25 protein-coding genes are annotated in these 24,245 nt (G+C 52.3%); 3 read left to right on the top strand and 22 right to left on the bottom strand.

Going from position 1 to position 24,245, the window contains the following annotated elements:
- Positions 1–115 precede the first annotated feature (115 nt).
- Complete coding sequence (gene tatE / locus OGV65_RS18610) at positions 116–319, top strand: twin-arginine translocase subunit TatE (protein WP_016152230.1); 204 nt, start codon at positions 116–118, stop codon at positions 317–319.
- Positions 320–396: 77 nt separating this feature from the next.
- Here the strand turns inward: tatE and lipA are convergent, their stop codons facing one another.
- The 10 genes from lipA to OGV65_RS18660 form a co-directional block, all read right to left on the bottom strand.
- Complete coding sequence (lipA, locus tag OGV65_RS18615; protein WP_003022702.1) at positions 397–1,362, bottom strand: lipoyl synthase; 966 nt, start codon at positions 1,360–1,362, stop codon at positions 397–399.
- A gap of 206 nt (positions 1,363–1,568) precedes the next feature.
- The gene (gene lipB, locus OGV65_RS18620; RefSeq protein WP_141874967.1) at positions 1,569–2,210 is read right to left on the bottom strand and encodes a lipoyl(octanoyl) transferase LipB; all 642 of its coding nucleotides are present in this window, start codon (positions 2,208–2,210) and stop codon (positions 1,569–1,571) included.
- A 96-nt stretch (positions 2,211–2,306) separates the two neighbouring features.
- Positions 2,307–2,570 carry a DUF493 family protein YbeD gene (ybeD, locus tag OGV65_RS18625; RefSeq protein WP_003022706.1) on the bottom strand — a complete coding sequence of 88 codons (264 nt, stop codon included), beginning with the start codon at positions 2,568–2,570 and terminating at the stop codon, positions 2,307–2,309.
- Between the two features lie 106 nt (positions 2,571–2,676).
- The gene (gene dacA / locus OGV65_RS18630) at positions 2,677–3,888 is read right to left on the bottom strand and encodes a D-alanyl-D-alanine carboxypeptidase DacA (protein WP_003022711.1); all 1,212 of its coding nucleotides are present in this window, start codon (positions 3,886–3,888) and stop codon (positions 2,677–2,679) included.
- A 142-nt stretch (positions 3,889–4,030) separates the two neighbouring features.
- Positions 4,031–5,155 carry an endolytic peptidoglycan transglycosylase RlpA gene (gene rlpA, locus OGV65_RS18635; RefSeq protein ID WP_279265168.1) on the bottom strand — a complete coding sequence of 375 codons (1,125 nt, stop codon included), beginning with the start codon at positions 5,153–5,155 and terminating at the stop codon, positions 4,031–4,033.
- 10 nt (positions 5,156–5,165) lie between these two features.
- Entirely contained in the window at positions 5,166–6,278 is a 1,113-nt protein-coding gene (gene mrdB, locus OGV65_RS18640) for a peptidoglycan glycosyltransferase MrdB (RefSeq protein ID WP_006685529.1), read from the bottom strand.
- 2 nt (positions 6,279–6,280) lie between these two features.
- The gene (mrdA, locus tag OGV65_RS18645; RefSeq protein WP_016152233.1) at positions 6,281–8,182 is read right to left on the bottom strand and encodes a peptidoglycan DD-transpeptidase MrdA; all 1,902 of its coding nucleotides are present in this window, start codon (positions 8,180–8,182) and stop codon (positions 6,281–6,283) included.
- A 30-nt stretch (positions 8,183–8,212) separates the two neighbouring features.
- Positions 8,213–8,680 (bottom strand): 23S rRNA (pseudouridine(1915)-N(3))-methyltransferase RlmH, encoded by a 468-nt coding sequence (gene rlmH / locus OGV65_RS18650; RefSeq protein ID WP_003022725.1) that lies wholly within the window; start codon positions 8,678–8,680, stop codon positions 8,213–8,215.
- A gap of 3 nt (positions 8,681–8,683) precedes the next feature.
- Positions 8,684–9,001, bottom strand: coding sequence for a ribosome silencing factor (gene rsfS, locus OGV65_RS18655; protein ID WP_003022728.1), 318 nt, complete (start codon positions 8,999–9,001; stop codon positions 8,684–8,686).
- A gap of 254 nt (positions 9,002–9,255) precedes the next feature.
- Positions 9,256–9,867: an adenosylcobalamin/alpha-ribazole phosphatase gene (locus OGV65_RS18660; protein WP_075846886.1), complete on the bottom strand. Its 612-nt coding sequence runs from the start codon at positions 9,865–9,867 to the stop codon at positions 9,256–9,258.
- Between the two features lie 96 nt (positions 9,868–9,963).
- On the opposite strand from OGV65_RS18660, the gene cobD reads away from it, so the two are divergent.
- A complete protein-coding gene (cobD, locus tag OGV65_RS18665) occupies positions 9,964–11,058 on the top strand; it encodes a threonine-phosphate decarboxylase CobD (protein WP_191220249.1) in 1,095 nt (364 codons plus the stop codon).
- Here cobD and nadD read toward each other — a convergent pair.
- From nadD to leuS, 4 genes are read right to left on the bottom strand one after another with little or no spacing between them, the layout of a single operon-like run.
- Complete coding sequence (nadD, locus tag OGV65_RS18670) at positions 11,033–11,674, bottom strand: nicotinate-nucleotide adenylyltransferase (protein ID WP_087121840.1); 642 nt, start codon at positions 11,672–11,674, stop codon at positions 11,033–11,035. The genes cobD and nadD overlap by 26 nt on opposite strands.
- A gap of 1 nt (position 11,675) precedes the next feature.
- Positions 11,676–12,707: a DNA polymerase III subunit delta gene (gene holA, locus OGV65_RS18675; RefSeq protein ID WP_019076260.1), complete on the bottom strand. Its 1,032-nt coding sequence runs from the start codon at positions 12,705–12,707 to the stop codon at positions 11,676–11,678.
- On the bottom strand, positions 12,707–13,300 hold the full coding sequence (gene lptE, locus OGV65_RS18680) for an LPS assembly lipoprotein LptE (RefSeq protein ID WP_016152238.1): 594 nt from the start codon (positions 13,298–13,300) through the stop codon (positions 12,707–12,709). Before lptE ends, holA begins: the two co-directional genes overlap by 1 nt.
- A gap of 14 nt (positions 13,301–13,314) precedes the next feature.
- Complete coding sequence (gene leuS, locus OGV65_RS18685; protein WP_049040670.1) at positions 13,315–15,897, bottom strand: leucine--tRNA ligase; 2,583 nt, start codon at positions 15,895–15,897, stop codon at positions 13,315–13,317.
- A 235-nt stretch (positions 15,898–16,132) separates the two neighbouring features.
- On the opposite strand from leuS, the gene OGV65_RS18690 reads away from it, so the two are divergent.
- Complete coding sequence (locus OGV65_RS18690; RefSeq protein ID WP_003022748.1) at positions 16,133–16,615, top strand: zinc ribbon-containing protein; 483 nt, start codon at positions 16,133–16,135, stop codon at positions 16,613–16,615.
- 49 nt (positions 16,616–16,664) lie between these two features.
- On the opposite strand, the gene OGV65_RS18695 is transcribed toward OGV65_RS18690, so the two are convergent.
- The 8 genes from OGV65_RS18695 to lnt form a co-directional block, all read right to left on the bottom strand.
- Entirely contained in the window at positions 16,665–17,144 is a 480-nt protein-coding gene (locus OGV65_RS18695; protein ID WP_279265167.1) for an Hcp family type VI secretion system effector, read from the bottom strand.
- A gap of 221 nt (positions 17,145–17,365) precedes the next feature.
- Positions 17,366–17,659, bottom strand: coding sequence for a hypothetical protein (locus OGV65_RS18700; protein WP_286455315.1), 294 nt, complete (start codon positions 17,657–17,659; stop codon positions 17,366–17,368).
- A 283-nt stretch (positions 17,660–17,942) separates the two neighbouring features.
- A complete protein-coding gene (gene rihA, locus OGV65_RS18705) occupies positions 17,943–18,878 on the bottom strand; it encodes a pyrimidine-specific ribonucleoside hydrolase RihA (protein WP_286455316.1) in 936 nt (311 codons plus the stop codon).
- Between the two features lie 116 nt (positions 18,879–18,994).
- Positions 18,995–19,720, bottom strand: a complete 726-nt coding sequence (gene gltL / locus OGV65_RS18710; protein ID WP_003022754.1) for a glutamate/aspartate ABC transporter ATP-binding protein GltL — start codon at positions 19,718–19,720, stop codon at positions 18,995–18,997.
- Entirely contained in the window at positions 19,720–20,394 is a 675-nt protein-coding gene (gltK, locus tag OGV65_RS18715; RefSeq protein WP_003022757.1) for a glutamate/aspartate ABC transporter permease GltK, read from the bottom strand. The genes gltL and gltK overlap by 1 nt, the downstream gene beginning before the upstream one ends.
- Positions 20,394–21,134 (bottom strand): glutamate/aspartate ABC transporter permease GltJ, encoded by a 741-nt coding sequence (gltJ, locus tag OGV65_RS18720; RefSeq protein WP_016152241.1) that lies wholly within the window; start codon positions 21,132–21,134, stop codon positions 20,394–20,396. Before gltJ ends, gltK begins: the two co-directional genes overlap by 1 nt.
- A 287-nt stretch (positions 21,135–21,421) precedes the next feature.
- Entirely contained in the window at positions 21,422–22,330 is a 909-nt protein-coding gene (gltI, locus tag OGV65_RS18725) for a glutamate/aspartate ABC transporter substrate-binding protein GltI (protein WP_016152242.1), read from the bottom strand.
- A gap of 357 nt (positions 22,331–22,687) precedes the next feature.
- Entirely contained in the window at positions 22,688–24,226 is a 1,539-nt protein-coding gene (gene lnt / locus OGV65_RS18730; protein ID WP_286455317.1) for an apolipoprotein N-acyltransferase, read from the bottom strand.
- Positions 24,227–24,245 lie beyond the last annotated feature (19 nt).

Here is a 24,245-nt window from a genome sequence, read left to right on the forward strand (position 1 = left end):
AAGGCTTGATTCACCTTGTTACAGATTGCTATTGTGTGCGCGCGTCGAAAGGCCGTTAATATTCTCAGGTTAATATGGCGCTTTATGTAGCCTGGTTTAAGTCAAGAAGGTATCTATGGGTGAGATTAGTATTACCAAACTGCTGGTGGTTGCCGCACTGGTTGTTCTGCTGTTTGGTACCAAGAAGTTACGTACTCTGGGTGGAGACCTGGGGACGGCAATCAAGGGCTTCAAGAAAGCAATGAACGACGATAATGCCGATGCCAAGAAAGAGGCTGATGGTAGCGTTCAGGCTGAGAAGCTTTCTCATAAAGAGTAATTCTGCAAACTCTGCATGAAAAAAAACCGGCGATTTGCCGGTTTTTTATTGCTGATATGTAAGTGAGTATTACACGATTACTTCACTTCCAGCCCTTTGGCCTGCATGTCAGCATGGTATGAAGAGCGCACGAATGGACCGCAAGCAGCGTGGGTAAAGCCCATAGCCATGGCTTCTGCTTTCATCTCATCGAACTCATCCGGGCTTACATAGCGTTGAACCGGGAGGTGATGGCGGCTTGGCTGTAAATACTGCCCCAGCGTCAGCATGGTCACGCCATGGCTGCGCAGGTCGCGCATGACCTCAATGATTTCAGCATTAGTTTCACCCAGACCCACCATCAGACCCGATTTGGTCGGAATCTCCGGGTGCGCTTCCTTAAAGCGTTCCAGAAGCTTCAGCGACCAGTTGTAGTCAGCCCCAGGGCGTACATTACGATAAATACGCGGTACGTTTTCGAGGTTGTGGTTAAACACGTCCGGCGGTGTGGCTGTGAGGATATCCAGCGCGCGATCCATACGACCACGGAAGTCAGGCACCAGCGTTTCGATTTTAATCGACGGACTTTTCTCACGAATCGCGGTGATGCAGTCAGCAAAGTGCTGAGCGCCGCCGTCACGCAGATCGTCGCGGTCAACGGAGGTAATCACGACATAGCGCAGCGCCATGTCTGCAATCGTCTGAGCCAGTTTTAACGGCTCGTTGGCGTCAGGAGCAACCGGACGGCCATGGGCAACGTCACAGAATGGGCAACGGCGAGTACAGATTGCGCCGAGGATCATAAAGGTTGCTGTTCCGTGATTGAAACATTCAGCCAGGTTAGGGCAGGAAGCTTCTTCGCAGACAGAGTGCAGGCCATTTTTGCGCATTGCCGCTTTGATGCCCTGGATGCGAGTGGAGTCCGCTGGCAGTTTTATTTTCATCCATTCCGGTTTACGCAGCAGAGCTTCACGCTCTGTTGCCACATTTTTTACCGGGATAAGAGCCATCTTATCGGCATCGCGGTATTTAACACCGCGTTCCATCACAATGGGTTTACTCATAGCTTGCGTGTTCCAGTTGCGAATTACGAAGGAAAGCGTTTCAATTCAAGGGAATGTTGCATTTATCAACTATTTTTGAATTAGTGATACGCAGTATATCATTGAAACGGGCCAGAAAGCAGCCTGACAGGCTGGCAAAATGTAAAATAGTTGTTGTTTTGTGCCATTTGCCACAACATATGCCGTGGCAAAGTATGACCGTATTTTCAGTCCGCGATGTACTCGTACGGTGGGTTACCCAACAGTGCGAAGATGTTGGCCAGCAGGCGGGGGCGAATGCTCTCGGTCGTGGCTGTGCTATCCCACTGCGATACTTTCGCCATCTCCATTCCGGCATAACCGCAAGGATTGATTCGCAGGAAAGGTGACAAGTCCATATCCACGTTGAGCGCTAAGCCGTGAAATGAACATCCTTTACGGATACGTAATCCCAAAGAACAGATTTTCTTCTCACCCACATATACGCCAGGCGCATCGGCTCGCGGGTGGGCGTCAATGCCGATTTCGGCAAGGGTATTCACGACGGTTTGCTCCAGCAACGTAACCAGTTCGCGAACGCCAAGTTTACGACGCTTCAGGTTCAACAGCACATACATAACCTGTTGGCCTGGCCCGTGGTAGGTCACCTGACCGCCACGATCGCTCTGGATCACCGGAATATCTCCCGGCATCAATACGTGCTCAGCTTTACCTGCCTGACCCTGGGTGAAGACAGGATAATGCTCTACCAGCCAGATTTCATCATGACTGTTTTCATCACGGGTATCGGTAAATTCATGCATGGCCAGAGAGACTGGCTCGTAAGGTTGAAGACCGAGCTGGCGGACCAGAATTTTATCCTGATACAAAACGGCATCTCCGTAGAGAATGTTAAAGAGGGGAAAAGTATATCACAGGGGGGAGGGGTTACCCGAGCGGGGATGCAGCGGGTAACCGACAGGTTTTTACAGCACCATGCGTACGATATCGATATTGCCTAATTCTTCGTACAACGTTTCAACCTGCTCAATGTGTGTAGCAGTGATGGTGATTGAGACCGAGTGGTAGTTGCCTTTGCTGCTCGGTTTTACCGTCGGAGAGTAATCACCTGGCGCATGGCGCTGTACCACTTCAACCACCTGATCAACCAGCTCAGGCAACGCCTGCCCCATTACTTTGTAAGTAAATGGAGTAGGGAATTCAAGCAGTTCGTTAAGTTTGGTTTTCATGTCAGCTCCGGCGTTACATCAAAAAATAATAACTCCCACTGCGCGTGGGAGTTATCTGGATACCTAGTATATGGGGACGTAAATCACACTTTCAAGTGTTCGATTTTTAGCCAAACCAGTGATGGAACATTAATTTAATGTAATCAATGATTTTCCCAAAGAAGTTGCCTTCAGGGATTTCCTGCAGCACCACCAGCGGGCGCTGTTCAATGGTTTTGCCATCCAACTGGAAGTTGATAGTGCCGACAACCTGGTTTTTCTGCAGCGGGGCGTGCAGTTCAGTGGTGTTCAACACATAGCTGGCTTTCAGGTCTTTCATGCGGCCGCGCGGAATGGTCAGGTAGACATCTTTATCAACGCCTAACGACGCACGATCGGTGTTACCAAACCAGGCGGGTTCTGAGGCAAATTCTTTACCCACTTTCAACGGGTTCACGGTTTCAAAGAAACGGAAGCCCCAGGTCAGCAGTTTTTTACTTTCGGTTTCTCGGCCTTTATAGGTGCGACCACCCATAACGGCGGAGATCAGACGCATCTGGCCTTCGGTTGCGGATGCAACGAGGTTATAGCCAGCCTTATCGGTGTGACCGGTTTTGATACCGTCGACATTCAGGCTGTTATCCCACAGCAGGCCGTTGCGGTTTAACTGACGAATGCCGTTAAAAGTGAACTCTTTTTCTTTATAGATAGAGTATTCGTTAGGCACGTCGCGAATCAGAGCCTGACCAATCATCGCCATGTCGCGAGCCGAGCTGTACTGACCGTCAGCATCGAGACCATGAACGGTCTGGAAGTGGGTGTTTTTCAGGCCCAGCGCATTCACATAGCTGTTCATCAGGCCGACGAAAGCATCCTGGCTACCGGCTGCGAAGTCTGCCATCGCCACGCACGCGTCGTTTCCGGATTGCAGGTTAATACCACGGATCAGCTGAGAAACAGGAACCTGCATGCCTGGCTTGAGGAACATCAGCGATGAACCTTTGAAGACCGGGTTGCCCGTAGCCCATGCGTCATTGCCGACGGTGACCAGATCGGTTTCTTTGAATTTCCCGGCTTTCATCGCCTGGCCGATGACGTAGCTGGTCATCATTTTGGTCAGACTGGCGGGGTCGCGGCGAGTGTCTGCGTTCTGTTCTGCCAGAACTTTACCTGAATTGTAATCAATCAGGATATACGACTCCGCATCGATCTGCGGAACACCCGGGATCATGGTTTTAATATTCAGGTCATCGGCATGAGCAGCAGAGAGAGAGGCTGCGCAGAGAGCCGCGGTGAGCGCCATACGCTGCACGAAACGAGCGGAAAAAGTGGTCTTCATGGTCTGAACTACGACGTCCGTGATGAAATTAAAAAAAGTGCCCTACTATAGCAAATGCATAACTGGCAGGCATCTGACTTTCCGCGTGACTTTGTTAATGTCATTTACAGAAACTGACAGTTCAGATACCTGATTTACGTTATTACACGCCGGTGATGAAGGACTGTAATTGCGCCTCGGATTGAAGACGCTGCTGCAATGTGGAGGCTTCAGCTTTGCTGGCAAACGGCCCCATCTGGATACGCCAGACTGCGCCGTTTTGTACCACCCGGCCAGGAACGCCAAACTGCTGGCTTAAACGCTTTTGATACTGCTGCGCGCGCGACTGCTCGCTGACTGCGCCAACCTGAACCACATAGCGTCCGTTGGCAGTTGCCGCAGGCGCAGTTGCCGCAGGCGCAGGGGCTGTGACGGCTGCTGGTGTTGTTGCCGGCGCGGTTGACGTGACCGGTGCGGTGGTTGTCGATTGCGGCACCGGAGTCGGCTCGCTGCTTTCCAGCACGCCTGATGCGAGCGTGGTTGGCGCACCGAGGAATCCACTGCTGTTTACTGGCGCACCGGTTGGATCATCGCTTTTCAGCGTGGAATTGCTGATCGGACGAATATCGCCTTGCGGCTGACCTGCATCCGATGGCGAAGGCATGCTTCCCATATTGCCGCCACCGCTTAAATCAGGACGCGCAGGCAAGGCATAAGTTTGTTTCGCGACCGTGGTACAAGCCATACCCGGTCCGGACAATGAACCATCCTGGGCGACGATGATTGGGTCGATACGCACTTTAGTGTTGTTGGAGGTGTTCAGACGATCGGCTGCGGCGCGCGAAAGTGAAATCACGCGATCGTTGCCATAAGGCCCGCGATCGTTAATGCGCACGACGATCATCCTGCCGTTCGCCAGATTGGTAATTCTGGCATAGCTGGGGACAGGCAGCGTCGGATGCGCAGCGGTCAGCTGCATCGGGTCGAACGCTTCGCCAGACGCGGTTAAGTTGCTTCCTGGTTCCGCATCATAGATAGCGGCAAGTCCGGCCTGGCTAAAGCGGGAGGGATCCTGCACGATTTTGTAGCTTTTACCATCACGCTGGTAGTCCTGATTCGCCGTTGGGTTCAGGGGTTCAAAGCGCGGATCGGCCCCGCTGATTTCAACAATCGGACCATTACACACCGCAGGCTGCGGCGCGACAGCAACCTGTTGCTGACCATCATCACTCGAACACGCCGCGAGCATTCCTGCTGCGATGCAGATACCAAGCCACTGCTTACGCATTGCGTACCCCTTACACGCTTTTCGACAACATTTTTCTATGGGTGTGGATCGACATAACAATCCCGAACCCGGCCATCAGCACGATAAGTGCCGAGCCTCCGTAACTGACCAGTGGGAGTGGAACCCCAACCACGGGCAGAATACCGCTCACCATACCAATATTTACGAAGACATAAACGAATAATATCAACATTAAGCCACCCGCCATGACGCGACCAAAGGTGGTTTGCGCGCGGGCAGCGATCCATAATCCGCGCATAATCAGCAAAATGTAGAGCGTCAACAGAATCAAGATCCCCACCAGACCCAGCTCTTCCGCTAAGACAGCAAAGATAAAGTCGGTGTGGCGTTCGGGTAAAAACTCAAGCTGCGATTGTGTACCATGCAGCCAGCCTTTGCCGCGTAACCCGCCGGAGCCAATAGCAATTTTAGACTGAATTATGTGATAACCCGCGCCCAGCGGATCGGTTTCCGGGTCGAGCAGCATCATGACGCGCTGACGCTGGTAATCATGCATCAGGAAGAACCACAGTATCGGGATAAACGCTGCGACCAGAACCACCGCAACGCCGATTAAGCGCCAGCTCAAACCAGAAAGGAACAAGACAAACAGACCGGAAAGGGCGACCAGAATTGAAGTGCCGAGGTCTGGTTGGGCGGCGACCAGCAGCGTGGGCATAAAAATCAGCACCAGCGCAATGGCGGTATTTTTTAGCGATGGTGGGCAAACGTCACGGTTAATAAAGCGCGCAACCATCAGCGGCACGGCGATTTTGGCAATTTCAGATGGCTGAAAACGCACGATACCCAAATCCAGCCAGCGCTGCGCACCTTTGGAAATGGCGCCGAAGGCGTCTACCGCTACCAACAGAATGATGCAAAAGATATAGAGATAGGGCGCCCAGCCCTCATACACCCGGGGGGGAATTTGCGCCATCACTACCATGATGACCAGGCCCATTGCGATCTGGCCGACTTTGCGCTCCATCATGCCAATATCCTGGCCGCTGGCGCTCCAGATGACCAGTGAGCTGTAAACCAGCAGAGCCAGCAAAATAAGCAACATTGTGGGATCGATGTGGATTTTGTCCCAGAATGTTTTTTTGTTCGGATTATCCGTCACGATTATTGGTCCTCCGCTGCTGCAACCGCTGGGTTTTCCGCAGGCAGATTGGTGTTGTTGTCGCCCAACATAATATGGTCAAGGATCTGGCGCATAATGGTACCCACCGCCGGACCCGCACCGCCGTTTTCAAGGATCATGGCGACAGCGACCTGGGGTTTATCATAGGGGGCGAAGGCCGTCATCAGCTTGTGGTCACGTAAACGCTCGGCGATCTTATGTGCGTTATAGGTTTCATTAGCTTTCAGGCCAAAGACCTGCGCGGTACCGGATTTCGCCGCAATTTTGTAAGGCGCGCCAGCAAAATACTTATGCGCAGTTCCGTTAGGGCGGTTCGCAACACCGTACATACCGTCTTTCGCGATTTCCCAGTAACCAGAATGAATATCGCCAACGGGCGGTTCGTGCGGCTGTACCCACGGCACCTGCTTGCCGTTTTCTGCCGTGCTCATCAACAGATGCGGGACTTTTATCAAACCGTCGTTGATAAGGATCATCAGCGCTTTACTCATCTGGATTGGGGTTGCTGTCCAGTAACCCTGGCCGATGCCGACGGGAATGGTATCACCCTGATACCATGGCTTTTTAAACCGTTTTTGCTTCCACTCGCGGGTTGGCATATTGCCGGAGCGCTCTTCGGCAAGATCGATGCCCGTATATTTGCCGTAGCCAAATTTGCTCATCCACTCGGAAAGCCGGTCAATCCCCATATCATAGGCGATTTGATAGAAAAACGTATCCGCGGACTCTTCCAGAGAGCGGGTGATATTCAGATGGCCGTGCCCCCACTTTTTCCAGTCGCGGTAACGTTTTTCAGAGCCCGGTAGCTGCCACCAGCCCGGATCGAACAGGCCGGTATTGCGGGTGATGACGCCTGCGCTTAACGCAGAAACCGCAACGTAAGGTTTAACCGTCGAAGCAGGGGGGTAAACACCCTGTGTGGCGCGGTTAACCAAGGGGGTGTTCGGGTCATTGAGCAACCCGGAATAATCTTTACTGGAGATACCATCCACGAACAGATTCGGGTCATAGCTCGGCATAGATACCAGCGCCAGAACGCCACCGGTACGCGGGTCGGTAACCACCACGGCGGCACGACTGCCCGCCAGCAGCGTTTCAATATACTGCTGGAGTTTCAAATCAAGGGTGAGATAGATATCGTGCCCGGCCTGCGGCGCCACTTCTTTCAGCTGGCGAATGACGCGGCCGCGGTTGTTCACTTCAACTTCTTCATACCCGGTTTGGCCGTGAAGCACGTCCTCATAATAGCGTTCAATACCCAGCTTGCCGATGTCATGCGTTGCCGCGTAGTTAGCCAGCTTGCCGTCTTTGTCCAGGCGGTCTACGTCTTTATCGTTGATCTTCGATACGTAGCCAATTACGTGGGTCAGCGCAGAGCCGTATGGGTAATAGCGGCGTTTATAGCCTTTAACTTCGACCCCAGGAAAGCGATATTGATTCACGGCAAAGCGTGCGACCTGAACTTCAGTCAGGTTGGTTTTTACCGGAATAGAGGTGAAACGGTGTGAACGGGCGCGCTCTTTTTTAAAGGCAGCAATATCGTCGTCCGTCAGGTCTACGACGTTACGCAGCGCGTCGAGGGTATCCTGAATGTTGTCTACCTTTTCCGGCATCATTTCTATCTGATAAATGGTGCGGTTAAGGGCGAGAGGAATTCCGTTGCGGTCATAAATGATGCCGCGACTCGGCGCGATAGGCACCAGTTTGATGCGGTTTTCGTTCGAACGGGTCTGATAATCAGTGAAGCGAACGATTTGCAGATTATAAAGGTTGGCGATCAGCACGCCGGTTAGCAGCAAAATCCCCAAAAAAGCGACCAGCGCCCGGCGCACAAACAGCGCGGACTCAGCCGAATAGTCGCGAAAAGAATTCTGTAGTTTCATCCGCTGCTTAATCTACTCAAGAATCAATGATCACTCACGGTGATAAGGATGGTTGGTGGTAATGCTCCACGCCCTGTACAGACTCTCCGCAACCAGAACCCGAACAAGAGGGTGTGGAAGGGTTAATGCAGAGAGTGACCAGCTTTGTTCCGCTGCGGCTTTACAGGCAGGAGAGAGACCTTCCGGCCCGCCAATTAACAGGCTGACGTCACGACCGTCCAGTTTCCAGCGCTCCAGTTCGGTCGCCAGCTGCGGCGTGTCCCAGGGTTTACCCGGGATATCAAGGGTGACGATGCGGTTTTTGCCTGCGGCAGCCAGCATCTGCTCACCCTCTTTGTCGAGAATGCGTTTGATGTCCGCGTTCTTGCCGCGCTTTCCTGCCGGGATTTCGATCAGCTCAAAGGGCATATCTTTCGGAAACCGACGGAGATACTCGGTAAATCCGGTTTGTACCCAGTCAGGCATTTTCGTACCCACAGCGACAAGTTGCAGCTTCACGCATTAACTCCAGAGTTTTTCCAGTTCATACAGGCGACGACTCTCTTCCTGCATCACATGGACAATCACATCGCCGAGGTCAACGACGATCCAGTCAGCGACATTCTCGCCTTCCACGCCGAGCGGCAGCAGGCCAGCAGTGCGGGACTCCTGAACCACGTGGTCTGCAATAGACATAACGTGACGGCTGGATGTACCGGTGCAGATAATCATGCAATCAGTGATGCTGGATTTGCCCTGAACGTCTAAGGCGATGATGTCTTGACCTTTCAGGTCATCAATTTTGTCGATTACAAAATCCTGGAGTGCTTTACCCTGCAAGTGTTCCCCCTGGGTGAAAAGAGTTAAAAACGTCTGTTAGTATACCTGAACCAGAGGCGATATCGGGACAAATGTCTCCGAATGCGCTTGTGAAGTGCGCTATCATCCCACCCCACGCCACAGAATGCATCGCCATTTTTGTAAAACAATTTCTGCAAAGCTCTGAAGGGCGGGAAAAGTCAGGCTGCGGAGAATAACAGCCTGTCATGGGGTGTCAATGGGAGAGAGGCCCTTCGGCATAAAAAACAGCGCTTTCACTCCCCGTCGCGCCATACGGCCCGGCTGTTAAGCACTTTCAGAACCGCAAAATCGTCACAAAAATCAATTGCGCTCCAGCAGCCTTGTTCGACGCGGAAATGCCACATTGCCGCAGCGGGCATGGACAGCAGACGGGCGATCAACACGCTCAGCACGCCTTGATGACTCACCACCAGCAGATTTTGGCACGCTTTATAATCAGCAAGCTGGGCAATGAAACGTTCCACTCGCTGGGAAAACGCCTGAAAACCTTCGCCATTGGTGGGCGTCGCATTCTGCCAGTCGTTACACCACACGGCGTAATTTTCGGTGTCTTCGCGCGCCAGATCGCGATGGTGACGCATTTCCCAGTCACCAAAAAACATCTCATTAAGCTCAGGCATGTTGCGCACAGGAACTTCACGTTCCGCCAGAATCAACTGCGTTGTATGGCGGGCGCGTTCCAGTTCGCTGCACAGAACGTTGTCGACAGGGACATTGCGTAACAGCGTACCCAGCGTTTGCGCCTGAGCGATCCCCCGTTCCGTTAGCGGTGTGGGGGCGTGGCCGCTATATAAACCAGCGACATTGGCTTCGGTTTCGCCATGACGTACTAACCAGAGTCTCATGTTTTCCTCGTGAGGCTATTCGCACAAAATATGATGTTTGCCCTGATTGCGCAGTGATTTTTCACTAAAATACCCTTTTTTACGTGGAGCGGCACGATGTCTTTATTGAAGAGCGCACATGGCGGTAACACCCGAGAAGCCGCCGAATTGTTGGGCATCTTGCCTGAACAGTTGCTGGATTTTAGCGCGAATATTAACCCGCTGGGTATGCCAGTAAGTTTAAAACGGGCGATTATCGACAATCTGGACTGCACGGAGCGTTACCCGGATGTCGATTACGCGCAACTGCATGCCGCGCTGGCGGAGCATCATCAAATTCCGTCCTCGTGGATCCTGGCCGGGAACGGTGAAACCGAATCCATTTTTACCCTGGTGCATGGCCTGAAGCCACGCCACGCGATGATTGTGACGCCCGGGTTTGCGGAATATCGTCGGGCGCTGCAATGGGGAGACTGTACGATCCATGAGTTTGCGCTGTGCGAAGACGATGGCTGGCAGCTTACCGATGCGATCCTCGATGCGTTAACGCCTGAGCTGGACTGCCTGTTTCTCTGTACGCCCAATAATCCCACCGGGTTGTTGCCTGAAACCCGCCTGCTGCGTGAAATTGCCACGCGTTGCGAGTCGCTGGGGATCGCCCTGATCCTTGATGAAGCGTTTATCGATTTTATTGCCGGGGAGTCGGGATTTATCCCGTTACTGCACGAGAACCCGCATATTTGGGTGCTGCGTTCGCTCACCAAGTTCTATGCGATCCCAGGACTGCGTCTGGGGTATCTGGTCAACAGTAACGAACAGGCCGTTGCACAGATGCGCAGCCAACAAATGCCGTGGTCAATTAATGCGTTTGCTGCCCTGGCAGGCGAGATTATCTTACGCGATAGCGCATATCAGCGGGCGACGTGGAAATGGCTGGAACAAGAGGGGGAGCGGTTTGATCAACAACTGCAAGATCTGCCCGGCCTGACGGCGTATCCCGGCCGGGCAAATTATCGTTTATTACGCTGCGATCGTGCGGATATTGATCTGCAACTTGCGTTGCTGAAACAGCATGTCTTGATTCGCAGTTGCGCCAATTATCCGGGGCTGGATGCGCGCTATTATCGGGTAGCCGTTCGCAGCCAGGAAGAGAATAACCGCCTGCTGACGGCCTTACGCAAGGCGCTTAGCGGTACAGTCCCTGTTGATTGATATAGTCAAGCACCGCGTCTGGCATCAGGTCGTCGCACGGCTCGCCCTTTTCCAGGCGCTCACGGATGAGCGTGGCAGAGATGTTAAACCACGGCGTTTCGGCCAGGTAAATCTTCCCGCAAGGCAGGTTGTGCAGGTCATCTGCTGAATGGGTCAGATGATCCTCCAGCCATTGCTGGTGTTTTTCCTGTGCCATTTCGAGTGGATAGCCCGGACGTCGGCACACGATGAGGTGGGTATTACCCAGAATCGTGTGGTAGTCATGCCAGGAAGGGAAGGTAAGCAGCGAATCCTGACCAATGATAAACGCTAACGGCACGTTTGGCCCTTGCTCCTCGCGCCACTCTTTTAGCGTTTGCGCGGTGTAGGAGGCGGTATCGCGTTTCAGCTCGCGTTCATCCAGGGAAAACAGCGGTTTATCAGCAATGGCCAGTTCAACCATACGCTTACGTTGCTCACCGGACGCTTCGGGCTGCGCACGATGTGGCGGCACGTTATTGGGCATGATGATGACCCGGGAAAGGCCAATCAGATTCGCCAGAATTTCAACCGGTTTAAGATGACCGTAATGCACCGGATCAAAGGTGCCACCGAACAGAGCCTGCAATGATTTCATATCAACCATCAATAAAAACATCGGCCAGCGATTTATGACAGAGCAAAAGGGAAAGCCCCTCAAGTTCCGCCCACACTGACTGACCATAGTCTTGTTTAAGCGTAATTTCCGTACGCGTTAAAAGCGTAACAGCCTGACGCAGTTGCGCCGGGTTCAGCCGGTTTAGCGCATCTCCCATCATGCCCCGGCGATTTTGCCACACCCGGTGTTTATCAAACAACGTGCGCAAAGGCGTATGGGCCGACTGCCGTTTTAAGTTAACCAGCAACAGCAACTCACGCTGGATCGTACGCAGCAAAATAACCGGCTCGCTACCTTCCAGGCGTAGCTGCTGCAGAATGTGCAGCGCGCGTTTGCTTTTGCCCATTAGCAGCGCGTCTACCCAGTGGAATGGGGTAAAGTGCGCGGCATCGTTAACCGCTTTCTCCACGCGAGGCAGCGTTAGCTTGCCGTCAGGCCAAAGCAACGCTAATCGTTCCAGCGCTTGCGCCAGTGCTAACAAATTACCTTCATAGCAATAGCACAAAAGCTGATTGGCCGCGTCATCCAGTTGCAGGTTATTAAGTTTCGCCCTGGCGGCAACCCAGCGAGGAAGCTGTGCTTGTTCCGGCGTCTGGCAGCTTACCTGAACCGCGTTATTCGCAAGCCCCGTATACCATGCGGCGTTTTCCTGTGCCCTGGTGAGTTTGTTGCCGCGAACTATCAGCAGCAGATCGTCATGTAACAGAGTGACGAGTGACGCGAGCTGTTCATTAATGGCGGCATTAGGGCCATTTTCAGGCAATTGCAGAAGCAGGGTTTGACGGCTGGCAAACAGGCTCATCGCCTGGCAGAGTGAAAAAATCTCTCCCCAGTCGGTGCTGTTGTCCAGAGTGAAGGCGTGGTGTTCTTCGAATCCTTGTGTTGCGGCAGCCTGACGGATGGCATCCTGGCTTTCCTGCAATAAGAGGGGATCGTTGCCCAAGAGTAAATACGCCGCGCGCAGCCCTTCATTGAGCTGTGCGCGGAGTTGTTCAGGGTACAACTTGAGCATCAGTTACCCAGCGTGGTGGAGACACGCGCCGGAGATGACGCAGGCGCTGCGGTTTTATTCACCGCAGGCTCAGCATCAGCATTGGATGACTGAGTATCGGCCAGATGTACGCTTGGCAGCTTACGAATCAACTGTTCAGCCGCTTTGTCATACATCTCTTTTATGATCATGTCCTGCTCGTTATCCTTCGCCAGTGCAGCCTGTGGGTTGTCAAAGAACGAACGATAAACTTTGGCGCTGATTGGGTAAATATCATGACCTGGAATCAGCACAGTAGCACTTACGGACATCACCATCTGGTATTCAGCCGTTTGACCGTTCTGGAATACCGATGCCGTATCCTGCGAAAGGCTGACCGCACCCAGACGTAAGGACGTCACATCTTTACGCATGGTACCGTCTTCAAGCAGCGTAACGCCGTTCAGACGCAGCTGATTACGCACCGCGCGGCTTAACGGGCCGTTCGGATCGCCAGAGTTCAGGATCATGGTTTTCATTGAGGGTGGAACCTGCGTAGTACTACGCAGATGCCAGCCACACCCGGCGGTGACAAGCACCGCCAGCGATAACAACAATGTTGTCAGAAGTCGCACGCTTCCTCCCGCGCTTAGCCAACGACCAGATTGAGGAGTTTACCCGGTACATAAATCACTTTACGTACGGTAACGCCATCAAGATATTTTGCCACCAGATGCTCCTGGCCAGCACGTTCACGAACCTGCTCTTCAGTGGCGTTTACCGGAACGGTGATTTTGCCACGTACTTTGCCGTTTACCTGAACCACAACCAGCGTTGAGTCTTCAACCATTGCTGCTTCGTCCGCCACCGGCCACGGCGCGTTGTCGATATCGCCTTCGCCTTTCAGCGCCTGCCACAGGGTGAAGCAAACGTGTGGGGTGAACGGGTTGAGCATGCGTACAACAGCCAGCAATGCTTCCTGCATCAGGGCTCTGTCCTGCTCGTCTGCCTGCGGTGCTTTCGCCAGCTTGTTCATCAGCTCCATAATCGCCGCAATCGCGGTGTTAAAGGTCTGACGACGACCGATATCATCGGTGACTTTAGCAATGGTTTTATGCACGTCGCGACGCAGCGCTTTTTGATCTTCGCTCAACACATCAACGTTCAGGGCAGCAACATCTCCCTGGGACGTATGTTCGTAAACCAGTTTCCAGACACGTTTCAGGAAGCGGTTCGCCCCTTCAACGCCGGATTCCTGCCATTCCAGCGTCATATCAGCCGGAGAAGCGAACATCATGAACAGACGTACGGTGTCGGCGCCGTAGCGTTCAACCATGACCTGCGGGTCGATACCGTTATTTTTCGACTTGGACATCTTGCTCATGCCGGTATACACCAGTTCATGGCCTTCTGCGTCCTTAGCCTTAACGATACGACCTTTTTCGTCACGCTCAACGATGGCATCAACCGGAGAAACCCAGTTACGTTCGCCGTTGGCGCCAACGTAGTAGAACGCATCGGCCAGAACCATCCCCTGACACAGCAGCTGTTTAGCTGGTTCATCAGAGTTGACCATGCCTGCGTCGCGCATCAGTTTGTGGAAGAAGCGGAAGTAGAGCAGGTGCATGATGGCGTGTTCAATACCGCCAATGTAGATATCAACCGGCAGCCAGTAGTTCGCCGCGTCGGAATCCAGCATACCTTCCTGATACTGCGGGCAGGTGTAGCGCGCGTAGTACCATGACGACTCCATAAAGGTATCGAAGGTGTCAGTTTCACGCAGCGCAGGCATACCGTTAACGGTGGTTTTCGCCCACTCCGGATCGGCTTTGATTGGGCTGGTAATGCCGTCCATAACTACGTCTTCCGGCAGAATAACCGGCAGTTGGTCTTCTGGCGTCGGCAGGACGGTACCATCTTCCAGCGTCACCATCGGAATCGGCGCGCCCCAGTAACGCTGACGGGAAACACCCCAGTCACGCAGACGATAGTTAACTTTACGCTCACCCACGCCTTTAGCTACCAGCTTGTCAGCAATAGCGTTGAAGGCCGCTTCGAAGTCGAGGCCGTCAAACTCACCGGAGTTAAACAGCACGCCTTTTTCGGTCAGCGCTTGTTCAGACAGGTCCGGCTCTGCGCCTTCAGCGGTCAGAATTACCGGCTTGATGGTCAGGCCATATTTGGTCGCAAATTCGTAATCGCGCTGATCGTGACCCGGAACGGCCATAACTGCGCCTGTACCGTATTCCATCAGCACGAAGTTTGCCGCCCAAACCGGGATCTCTTCGCCAGTCAGCGGGTGAACGGCTTTGAAACCAGTGTCGACGCCTTTCTTCTCCATGGTCGCCATTTCGGCTTCAGCAACCTTGGTGTTGCGGCATTCGTCAATGAAGGCAGCCAGTTCTGGGTTATTTTCAGCGGCTTTCTGCGCCAGCGGATGACCTGCAGCAACCGCCAGGTAGGTCGCACCCATAAAGGTGTCTGGGCGTGTGGTGTAGACGGTCAGCGTGTTGTCGTAATCGTTCACATCGAAGGTGATTTCCACGCCTTCAGAGCGGCCAATCCAGTTGCGCTGCATCGTTTTCACGGTGTCAGGCCAGTGATCCAGATTATCCAGGTCGCGCAGCAGTTCGTCAGCGTAAGCGGTGATTTTGATGAACCACTGCGGGATCTCTTTACGCTCAACTTTGGTATCGCAACGCCAGCAGCAGCCGTCGATAACCTGTTCGTTCGCCAGTACGGTCTGGTCGTTCGGGCACCAGTTAACGGCAGACGTTTTCTTGTACACCAGCCCTTTTTTGTACAGCTCGGTGAAGAACTTCTGTTCCCAGCGGTAGTATTCCGGGGTGCAGGTTGCCAGCTCACGGCTCCAGTCGTAACCGAAACCCAGCATTTTGAGCTGGTTTTTCATGTATGCAATGTTGTCATACGTCCACGGTGCCGGGGCGGTGTTGTTTTTAACCGCAGCGCCTTCGGCAGGCAGGCCGAACGCATCCCAGCCAATTGGTTGAAGTACGTTTTTGCCCAGCATACGCTGATAGCGAGCGATCACGTCACCGATGGTGTAGTTACGTACGTGGCCCATGTGTAGTCGACCAGAAGGATAGGGAAGCATAGACAGGCAGTAATACTTCTCTTTGCTCTCGTCTTCGGTAACTTCAAATGTGCGCTTCTCATCCCAGTGAAGCTGTACTTTGGATTCTATCTCTTCCGGGCGGTATTGCTCTTGCATGGCAGCCAGTGGTCCTGTTTTCAATACAGCTACAAACGTAGCTCTAGATGTGGTGTTTTAGATCCGCATAGCATAGCCCAAACGCCCGCGCCAAAACAGCCTTTCGCGCATTCAACGTTGAATTCCCGTAAGGATAATTCTTGCACGAATTTACACACTCTGTGGACAGTCTTGCAAAGCGTAGCGTAAATAACGTCTATTATTATAGACAGTTAACGACCCAGGAGGCGAAGCGATGAACAAGGTTGCTCAATATTACCGTGAACTGGTGGCTTCACTGAGTGAACGCCTGCGTAATGGCGAACGCGATATTGATGCGTTGGTGGAACAGGCGCGTCAGCGCGTTATGCAGACCGGGGAGTTAACGCGCACCGAGGTGGAAGAGCTCACCCGGGCCGTCAGACGCGACCTGGAAGAGTTTGCTCTGAGCTATGAAGAAAGCCTCGATGAGGAGACCGACAGCGTCTTTATGCGGGTTATCAAAGAGAGTATCTGGCAGGAACTGGCCGATATTACCGATAAAACGCAGCTCGAATGGCGCGAAGTGTTCCAGGACCTCAGCCATCACGGGGTTTATCACAGCGGCGAGGTGGTCGGGTTGGGCAATCTGGTGTGCGAGAAGTGCCACTTCCATTTAGCGGTGTACACTCCTGATGTGCTGCCGCTATGCCCGAAATGCGGACACGATCAGTTCCAGCGTCGACCGTTTGAGCCGTGATTTTCACCTGAGAGCCGCTAACGCGGCTCTGTGAGGGATTGCGAATGTGTTACGCCACAACGCGTTGATTCCAGGCATCCATATAGATGATATTTCCATCGCAATGCTTCCATGTGATGCTTTCATAGCGTAGCAGAATGGTTTCAAGATGTGTCCCGGTTGAAGCTCCAGGATAAAGATCTGCGGTAATGGATGTGATTTTTACATTGTTTAGAATGATATTAAAATACTCCTTTTCCATTCCAGCTTCGGTGAGCGTGTACATTTTTATCGTTGCGCATTTAAGTGTCGCTCCTTCGCTTTGAGCCTTATATAGCAGGGGAGTTACACGATCAAATTCTTTCTGAAATTGGATTGGAGCATGAATGCGCGTACCTGTTAGCCGCCCTGTATTACCATCTGTTGGAATATTTACATTATGGGTAAGGGATTTTATTTCTATAGCACCTACTCGATCAGAGACCATAGACGAACCTACAAGCGGGGAACCATTAGCATCAACTAACCAAAGATAAGCTGGATTAGACATTATAAATTCCTTTTATGTATTGGCTTAATAAATATATAATATTGGCTTATTTGAATTTTTCGAATTTTTCTGTAATGAACGGATAATACCAAAAAATAGCAATAATACTGATTAGCATTAGCTCCCACCAGTATTCAGGAAATAAATATAACCAGAGTACGGCAAAAAAAATCAAGATTGCTGGGAGTACAAGATTATAGAGTACAACTGATATTAGACTCTTAAACATCGAATCTTTCCATGATTTCGTCGGCAAGCTGATCGAGGTTAGAATAGATACCAGCATGAACTTTCTGAATTATTTCTGAAAGAGCTGGCTCAACGAAGTAATAGAGCATCTCCAGCTTTGCTTGGTAAATAATCCAATAATAACTTGGATCTATTGCTTTCAGTGCCCAGGCTGCCATAGCTGCTTTTTGCTGAAACTCATAGACCTGCAGAAGATAAACGCCAACTGGCATTTTACCAGCCAGTTTTCGCGCAACGGCTTTTGACTGTGCAATAGCTTCCGCCATAGCTGAGGCTACAGTAAACCGTGTACATCGTATTTGTGAATCCATTCTCAATATATATGGATAACTGCCTGTCATTCTGAAACCTTACCCTGAGCTAATCTGAAGCATTCATTCAATGTTCCTCTGATTTGTTATGCCGGATGTTGCATGATACATTAATCTGCTGGGGGATTTATTCAGTATTACCTGACAAATTAATGAAGTAACGCAGTATTCACGTTCGCTATTAGCTAACAGTAAGATCGCTATGATTCAACATAGCGATCTTACTCAATGATAAATTTCAGGCGTAAAATTTCAAACGCTCCGCTAGCAGATCGACAAAACCTTCGCGATCCACGTCCACCATTACGGTGGCGTTTGGCTTATTGCCGCTCAGGAAGTAGTAGTCAACCACGGTCATTCCCTGGGTGTATTTGCCCTGAGTTTCCACACCAACCCAGCGTTCAACGGTGGTAAACAGTTCAGGTTTCAGCAGCCAGGCAATGGTGCATGGATCGTGCAGCGGCGCGCCAATGAATCCCCATTTTTCATCTTTGTGATATTCAAAGAAGAAGTCGAGTAGTTCAGCAACGATTGTCGAAATGGGATTGCCGATAGCGCGGAACCGTTCGGTATCTTCACGATGTATTTGCGCTTTATGCGTGACATCCAGTCCAGCCATCACCACCGGAATGCCCGACTGGAACACGATCTCAGCGGCTTCTGGATCCACGAAGATGTTGAACTCGGCGGCGGGCGTCCAGTTTCCGAGGCCCATTGCACCACCCATGATCACGATACGGGTAATTTTGGTGTGCAGTTCAGGATGGCTATTCAGTAGCAATGCCACGTTAGTTTGCGGCCCGGTGGAGACAATCGTCACCGGTTCCTGACTGTTACGCAGGGTTTTCGCCATCAATTCCACGGCGGTGCAGTCCTGTGGAGCAAAAGCGGGTTCAGGCAGCGCCGGGCCATCAAGCCCGCTCTCACCGTGGACGTTATCGGCAATTATCAGGTCGCGCATCAGCGGTTTGACTGCGCCACCGGCCACTGGGATATCCGTACGGTTGAGCAACGTTAACATACGAAATACGTTACGCAGCGTTTTGTCGGGGGTCTGGTTACCGGCAGAGGAGGTTATCGCTTTCACATCCAGTTCAGGTGAAGCGAGGGCGAGAACAATTGCGATAGCGTCGTCATGACCTGGATCGCAATCAAACAGGATAGGAAGTGCCATTGTTGCTCCTTGTAAGTGGGACTTTGTGACAAGGTTAACGCTGGGCTGTGCCTGTTTCGAGAAGTGAAGAGATAAATCGTGAGGTGGCGCGCACATGGAGGTGCGCGCCAGCAAAATTAGTGCAGGATTTTCGCGAGGAAGTCTTTGGCACGGTCTGATTTTGGATTAGCGAAGAACTCTTCTTTCGGTGAGTCTTCAACAATCTTCCCTTCATCCATGAAGATCACCCGGTTAGCCACTTTACGCGCAAAGCCCATTTCGTGGGTAACCACCATCATGGTCATCCCTTCATTGGCCAGTTCAACCATGACGTCCAGTACTTCGTTGATCATTTCTGGGTCGAGTGCTGACGTCGGTTCGTCAAACAGCATGGCGATAGGATCCATGCACAGCGCCCGGGCGATGGCGACACGCTGTTGCTGGCCCCCGGAGAGCTGAGCTGGAAACTTCTCGGCATGCGCTGACAGACCAACGCGTTCCAGTAACTTTTGCGCTTTGTCGCGGGCCGGCTTTTTATCGCGTTTAAGCACTTTTACCTGCGCCAGAGTCAGGTTCTCAATAATCGACAGATGCGGGAACAGTTCAAAGTGCTGGAACACCATGCCAACGCGGGAGCGCAGTTTGGCCAAATCGGTCTTTTTATCATTCACCACGGTACCATCAACGGTGATGACGCCCTGTTGTACCGGCTCCAGCCCGTTCACCGTTTTGATAAGCGTTGATTTACCTGAACCTGACGGGCCGCAGACCACCACCACTTCACCTTTTTTCACTTCCGTGGAGCAGTCGGTCAGCACCTGAAAGTGACCATACCATTTAGAAACATTTTTCAGGGTAATCATTAAACTGTCCTTTTCTTCAAATAGCTGACCAACAACGATGCGCTCAGACTGAATACAAAATAAACGGCGCCAGCAAACAGGATCATTTCAACCTGCGTGCCGTCACGCTCGCCAATGGTGGAGGCGGTACGGAAGAAGTCTGCCAGACTCAATACATAGACCAGCGAGGTATCCTGGAAGAGTACGATGCCCTGGGTAAGCAGCAGCGGCACCATCGCGCGAAATGCCTGCGGCAGAATGATGAGCTTCATTGACTGCCAATGGGTCATCCCGAGCGCCAGTGCGGCACTAGACTGCCCGCGAGAAATACTCTGGATACCGGCGCGGATAATCTCGGAATAGTACGCGGCTTCAAACATCGAAAATGCGACCATCGCTGAGATCAGGCGAATATCGGTTTTTGGCGACAGACCCAGCACGTTTTGCAGGAAGCCGGGCACAATCAGGTAGAACCACAGCAGCACCATCACCAGCGGAATGGAGCGGAATACGTTGACGTAGCCCTTCGCAAACCAGGCAATCGGCGCGAAGCTGGACAGACGCATTACCGCAAGGATGGTCCCCCAGACGATACCAATGACGACTGCCGTGACGGTGATTTTCAGCGTGATGATCAGCCCATCCAGCAGATACGGCAGGGAAGGGACGATAGAACTCCAGTCAAATTCGTACATTATTTGCCTCCCAAATTGCCAGGCAGGCGGATTTTGCGTTCGACGAGATTCATCACCAGCATGATGACGGCGTTAATCAGTACGTAGGCCAGAGTGATGGCCGTAAACGATTCCCATGCGTGGGCGGAGTAATCCAGTAGTTTTCCCGCTTGCGCAGCCATATCGACCAGGCCGATAGTGGAGGCGATCGCGGAGTTCTTTACCAGGTTCATCATCTCTGAGGTCATTGGCGGAACAATCACGCGGTAAGCGTTTGGCAGCAGAACATAGCGGTAGGCCTGCGGCAACGTCAGCCCCATCGCCAGCGCGGCATTTTTCTGCCCGCGAGGCAGAGACTGAATAGCGGCACGAACCTGTTCGCAGACGCGCGCAGCGGTAAACAGCCCCAGACAAAGCATGGATGAGAGGAAGAACTGAATGTTGGGATCCAGTTCTGACTTAAACCACATCCCAATGTTTTCCGGCAGCAGTTCAGGAATGACCAGATACCAGGTAAAAAACTGGACGATGAGCGGAACGTTACGAAACAGCTCGACGTACAGCGTGCCGATCCCGGAAAGGAAACGATTTGGTACGGTACGTAAGATGCCGAATAAAGAGCCGATGAGGAAAGCGATAACCCAGGCGGTGATAGATAACGCGACAGTGACCTGGAAACCACTCCAGAGCCAGCCGAGATAGGTGGTGTTGCCGAACGGGGCTTGTTGTAAAAAAATACCCCAGTTCCAGTCTATAGACATAAATCTACTCCAGAAAAAAAGGGTAGCAGCGCTACCCCCGAAGATTGTTATTCAGCGTTTTGCGGTTTTCAGGCCTGATGGGGAACGACCATCAGGCTTATAGTCTGTCCGTGCTGAGTAGCAATCGAGAGGGAGGGGAAGCCTCCCTGATTACACTTCATCCTTCAAGATATCTCGTTGTTGGCTGCCTTTATTCATCCCGGTTACTTACTCATGTAAGCGCCCGGGAATTCGCTCAGTTGCCGCCTCGATATAACTTGAAAGGTTTTGTGTACTCTTCTAATTAATTAGTTAAGCGCTTTATCATTCGGTTCTTTGAACAGGGCTTTCATCTCGTCTGACAGTTCGAAATTCATGTTCAGGTTCTTCGGTGGAATTGGATTTTTAAACCACTTATCAAACCATTTCTCAGCTTCGCCTGAGGTCTGCGCCTTGGCGATAGTGTCATCCATCAGCTTTTTGAACTGAGGGTCATCTTTACGCAGCATGCAGCCGTAAGCTTCCTGAGACTGCGGCTTGCCGACGATCTCCCAGTTGTCTGGTTTCTTCGCCTTCGCGCGCTCGCCAGCCAGCAGGGCGTCATCCATCATAAAGGCAACGGCGCGGCCGCTTTCCAGAGTACGGAAAGAGTCACCGTGGTCTTTCGCGCTGATGATGCGCATATCCATTTTTTGCTCTTCATTCAGCTTGTGCAGCAGCACCTCTGAGGTGGTACCCGAAGTCACGACTACGGCTTTACCTTTCAGATCGGCGAAATCTTTGACGTCGCCGCCTTTTTTCGCCAGCAGACGAGTACCAACAACGAAAATGGTGTCAGAGAAAGCCGCTTGTTTTTGGCGCTCGACGTTGTTGGTGGTGGAGCCACATTCAAAGTCGAAGGTGCCGTTTTGCAGCAGCGGGATACGGTTTTGTGAAGTAATCGGGATCAGTTTCACCTGCAGGTCAGGCTTGTTCAGCTTTTTCTTCACGGCTTCAACGATCGCGTTGGAGTAATCCTGTGAATAACCGACCACTTTTTGTTGATTATCGTAGTAAGAAAACGGTACCGATGATTCACGGTGGCCGACCACAATCACGCCGTTTTTGGCGATCTTGTCCAGCGTGCTGCCTGCCGCTGGTGCTGCGTCTTCTGCGTGCGCCAGACCGGCGGACATTCCCATGACCAGCATGGCTGTGGCGAGCTTACGTAATTGCATATCCAACTCCTTTATCGTCTGCGCCAGGGACGCATTGATACCCATTGTGATGTTGTTATTGTTTGCTACTGAAACGTGCAGTCTTGTATATGTTTGTTAACATTTAGTTTGGATGAATGTAAAGAATTTGCTGTTTTATTGTTTATTTTTGCGAAGTGCGCCGCACCATTTGGGGGCAAAAATATCTTGTTGCACTTTTCAGGTGCTACCGGCGCTCAACGTTGGTGCGACCAGGTTGCACATTCAGCCAAAACTGCATTTGTCTTGTAGAACAAAGCAATAGACGTGCCAGAATGGGGAGCGGGAAATGTTTTGTGGGCCGGATAAGCGAAACGTTATCCGGCCAGGAAAGGAAGGTTACTTACGACGTTGGCGCAGGTTCATTACCACTGCACCAAAGCCAAACAGCGCGGTCAGCAGCCAGAGCGACCAGTTACCGGTACGGGCATAAGGGGTTAAGCCCGTTGTTGGCGTCACGCTGGTGGTCAGGACCTGGCGGGTAAACTGCGGGATCATCGCCTGAATCTCACCCTGTGGACCAATCACCGCCGTAATACCGTTGTTGGTGCTACGCAGCAGAGGGCGCGCCAGCTCGAGGGAACGCATACGCGCCATCTGGAAGTGCTGCCACGGGCCGATGGATTTACCAAACCAGGCATCGTTGGAAATCGTCAGCAGGTAGTCCGTATCCGGGCGGAAATTATCCCGTACCTGTTCGCCAAGAATGATTTCATAGCAGATGGCAGCCGTCAGCTTAAAGCCGTGCGCATGCAGCTGTGGCTGCACATAAGGCCCACGGCTGAAAGACGACATTGGCAGGTCAAAGAACGGCGCTAACGGGCGCAGGATCGATTCCAGCGGGACGAACTCGCCAAACGGTACCAGATGGTTTTTGTTGTAGCGGTTGCTGGAGTCGTAACTGTACGGGCTGTCTTTACCCAGCGTGATGATGGTGTTGTAGGTGTCGTAACGATTCTGCTTGTTCAGACGCGCGTCAACGATACCGGTAATCAGCGTGCTGTTTTTCGATCTCAGCAGGTCATCCATCATGCCCAGGAAACGCTGCTGATTAATTTCCAGGTCCGGGATAGCGGATTCTGGCCAGATGATCAGCTGTGATTTGCCCATCTCAGGCTGGGTGGCGTCGAGATAAATCTTCAGGGTGTTGAGTAACTGACCTTCATCCCATTTGAGCGACTGCGGAATGTCACCCTGCACCATCGAGACCTGAGTGGTTTTTTCCGGCTCAAGCGTGTACCACTGGATATAGCGCAGCGGAAAGGGCAGAGCAAAGAGCACTAGCGCGGCAATCAGCGGCTTCCAGTTACGCGTCACCAGCGCCAGCGCCAGCAGGCCGCTAACCACCATCAGCAGGAAGTTAATCGCCTCAACGCCCATTACCGGAGCCAGCCCTTTTAACGGACCGTCGATCTGACTGTAGCCGAACTGTAGCCACGGAAAGCCGGTCAGTACCCAGCCGCGCAGGAATTCGGTTATTTGCCAGACGACCGGCGCGGCAATCGCCACGCGTATCCAGGTGGTTTTCGGCCACAGACGCGCCAACACGCCGGCAAACAGGCCGGTGTAGAGGGAAAGGTATGCGGCAAGCAGAACCACGAGGAACACATTAATGGGACCCGGCATACCGCCAAACTGCGCGATGCTGACGTAAACCCAGTTGATGCCGGAGCCAAACAGCCCCAATCCCCAGAAGTAGCCGATTGCGGCAGACTGGAGCGGGCGGCGATTGAAGGTAAGAGCCTGCAGGCCCATCAGCGAAACGATCGCAGCGGGCCAGATGTCATACGGAGAGAAAGCCAGCGTCCCGCAGGCACCGAATAATAACGCCAGCAGCAGGCGAATGCGCTGGCGTTCAATTAATGGGGCAAATGCCATGTAGTCTTAGATCCAGTTT

It is taken from the genome of Citrobacter sp. Cb004 (assembly GCF_030337065.1).
GTDB lineage: Bacteria > Pseudomonadota > Gammaproteobacteria > Enterobacterales > Enterobacteriaceae > Citrobacter > Citrobacter braakii.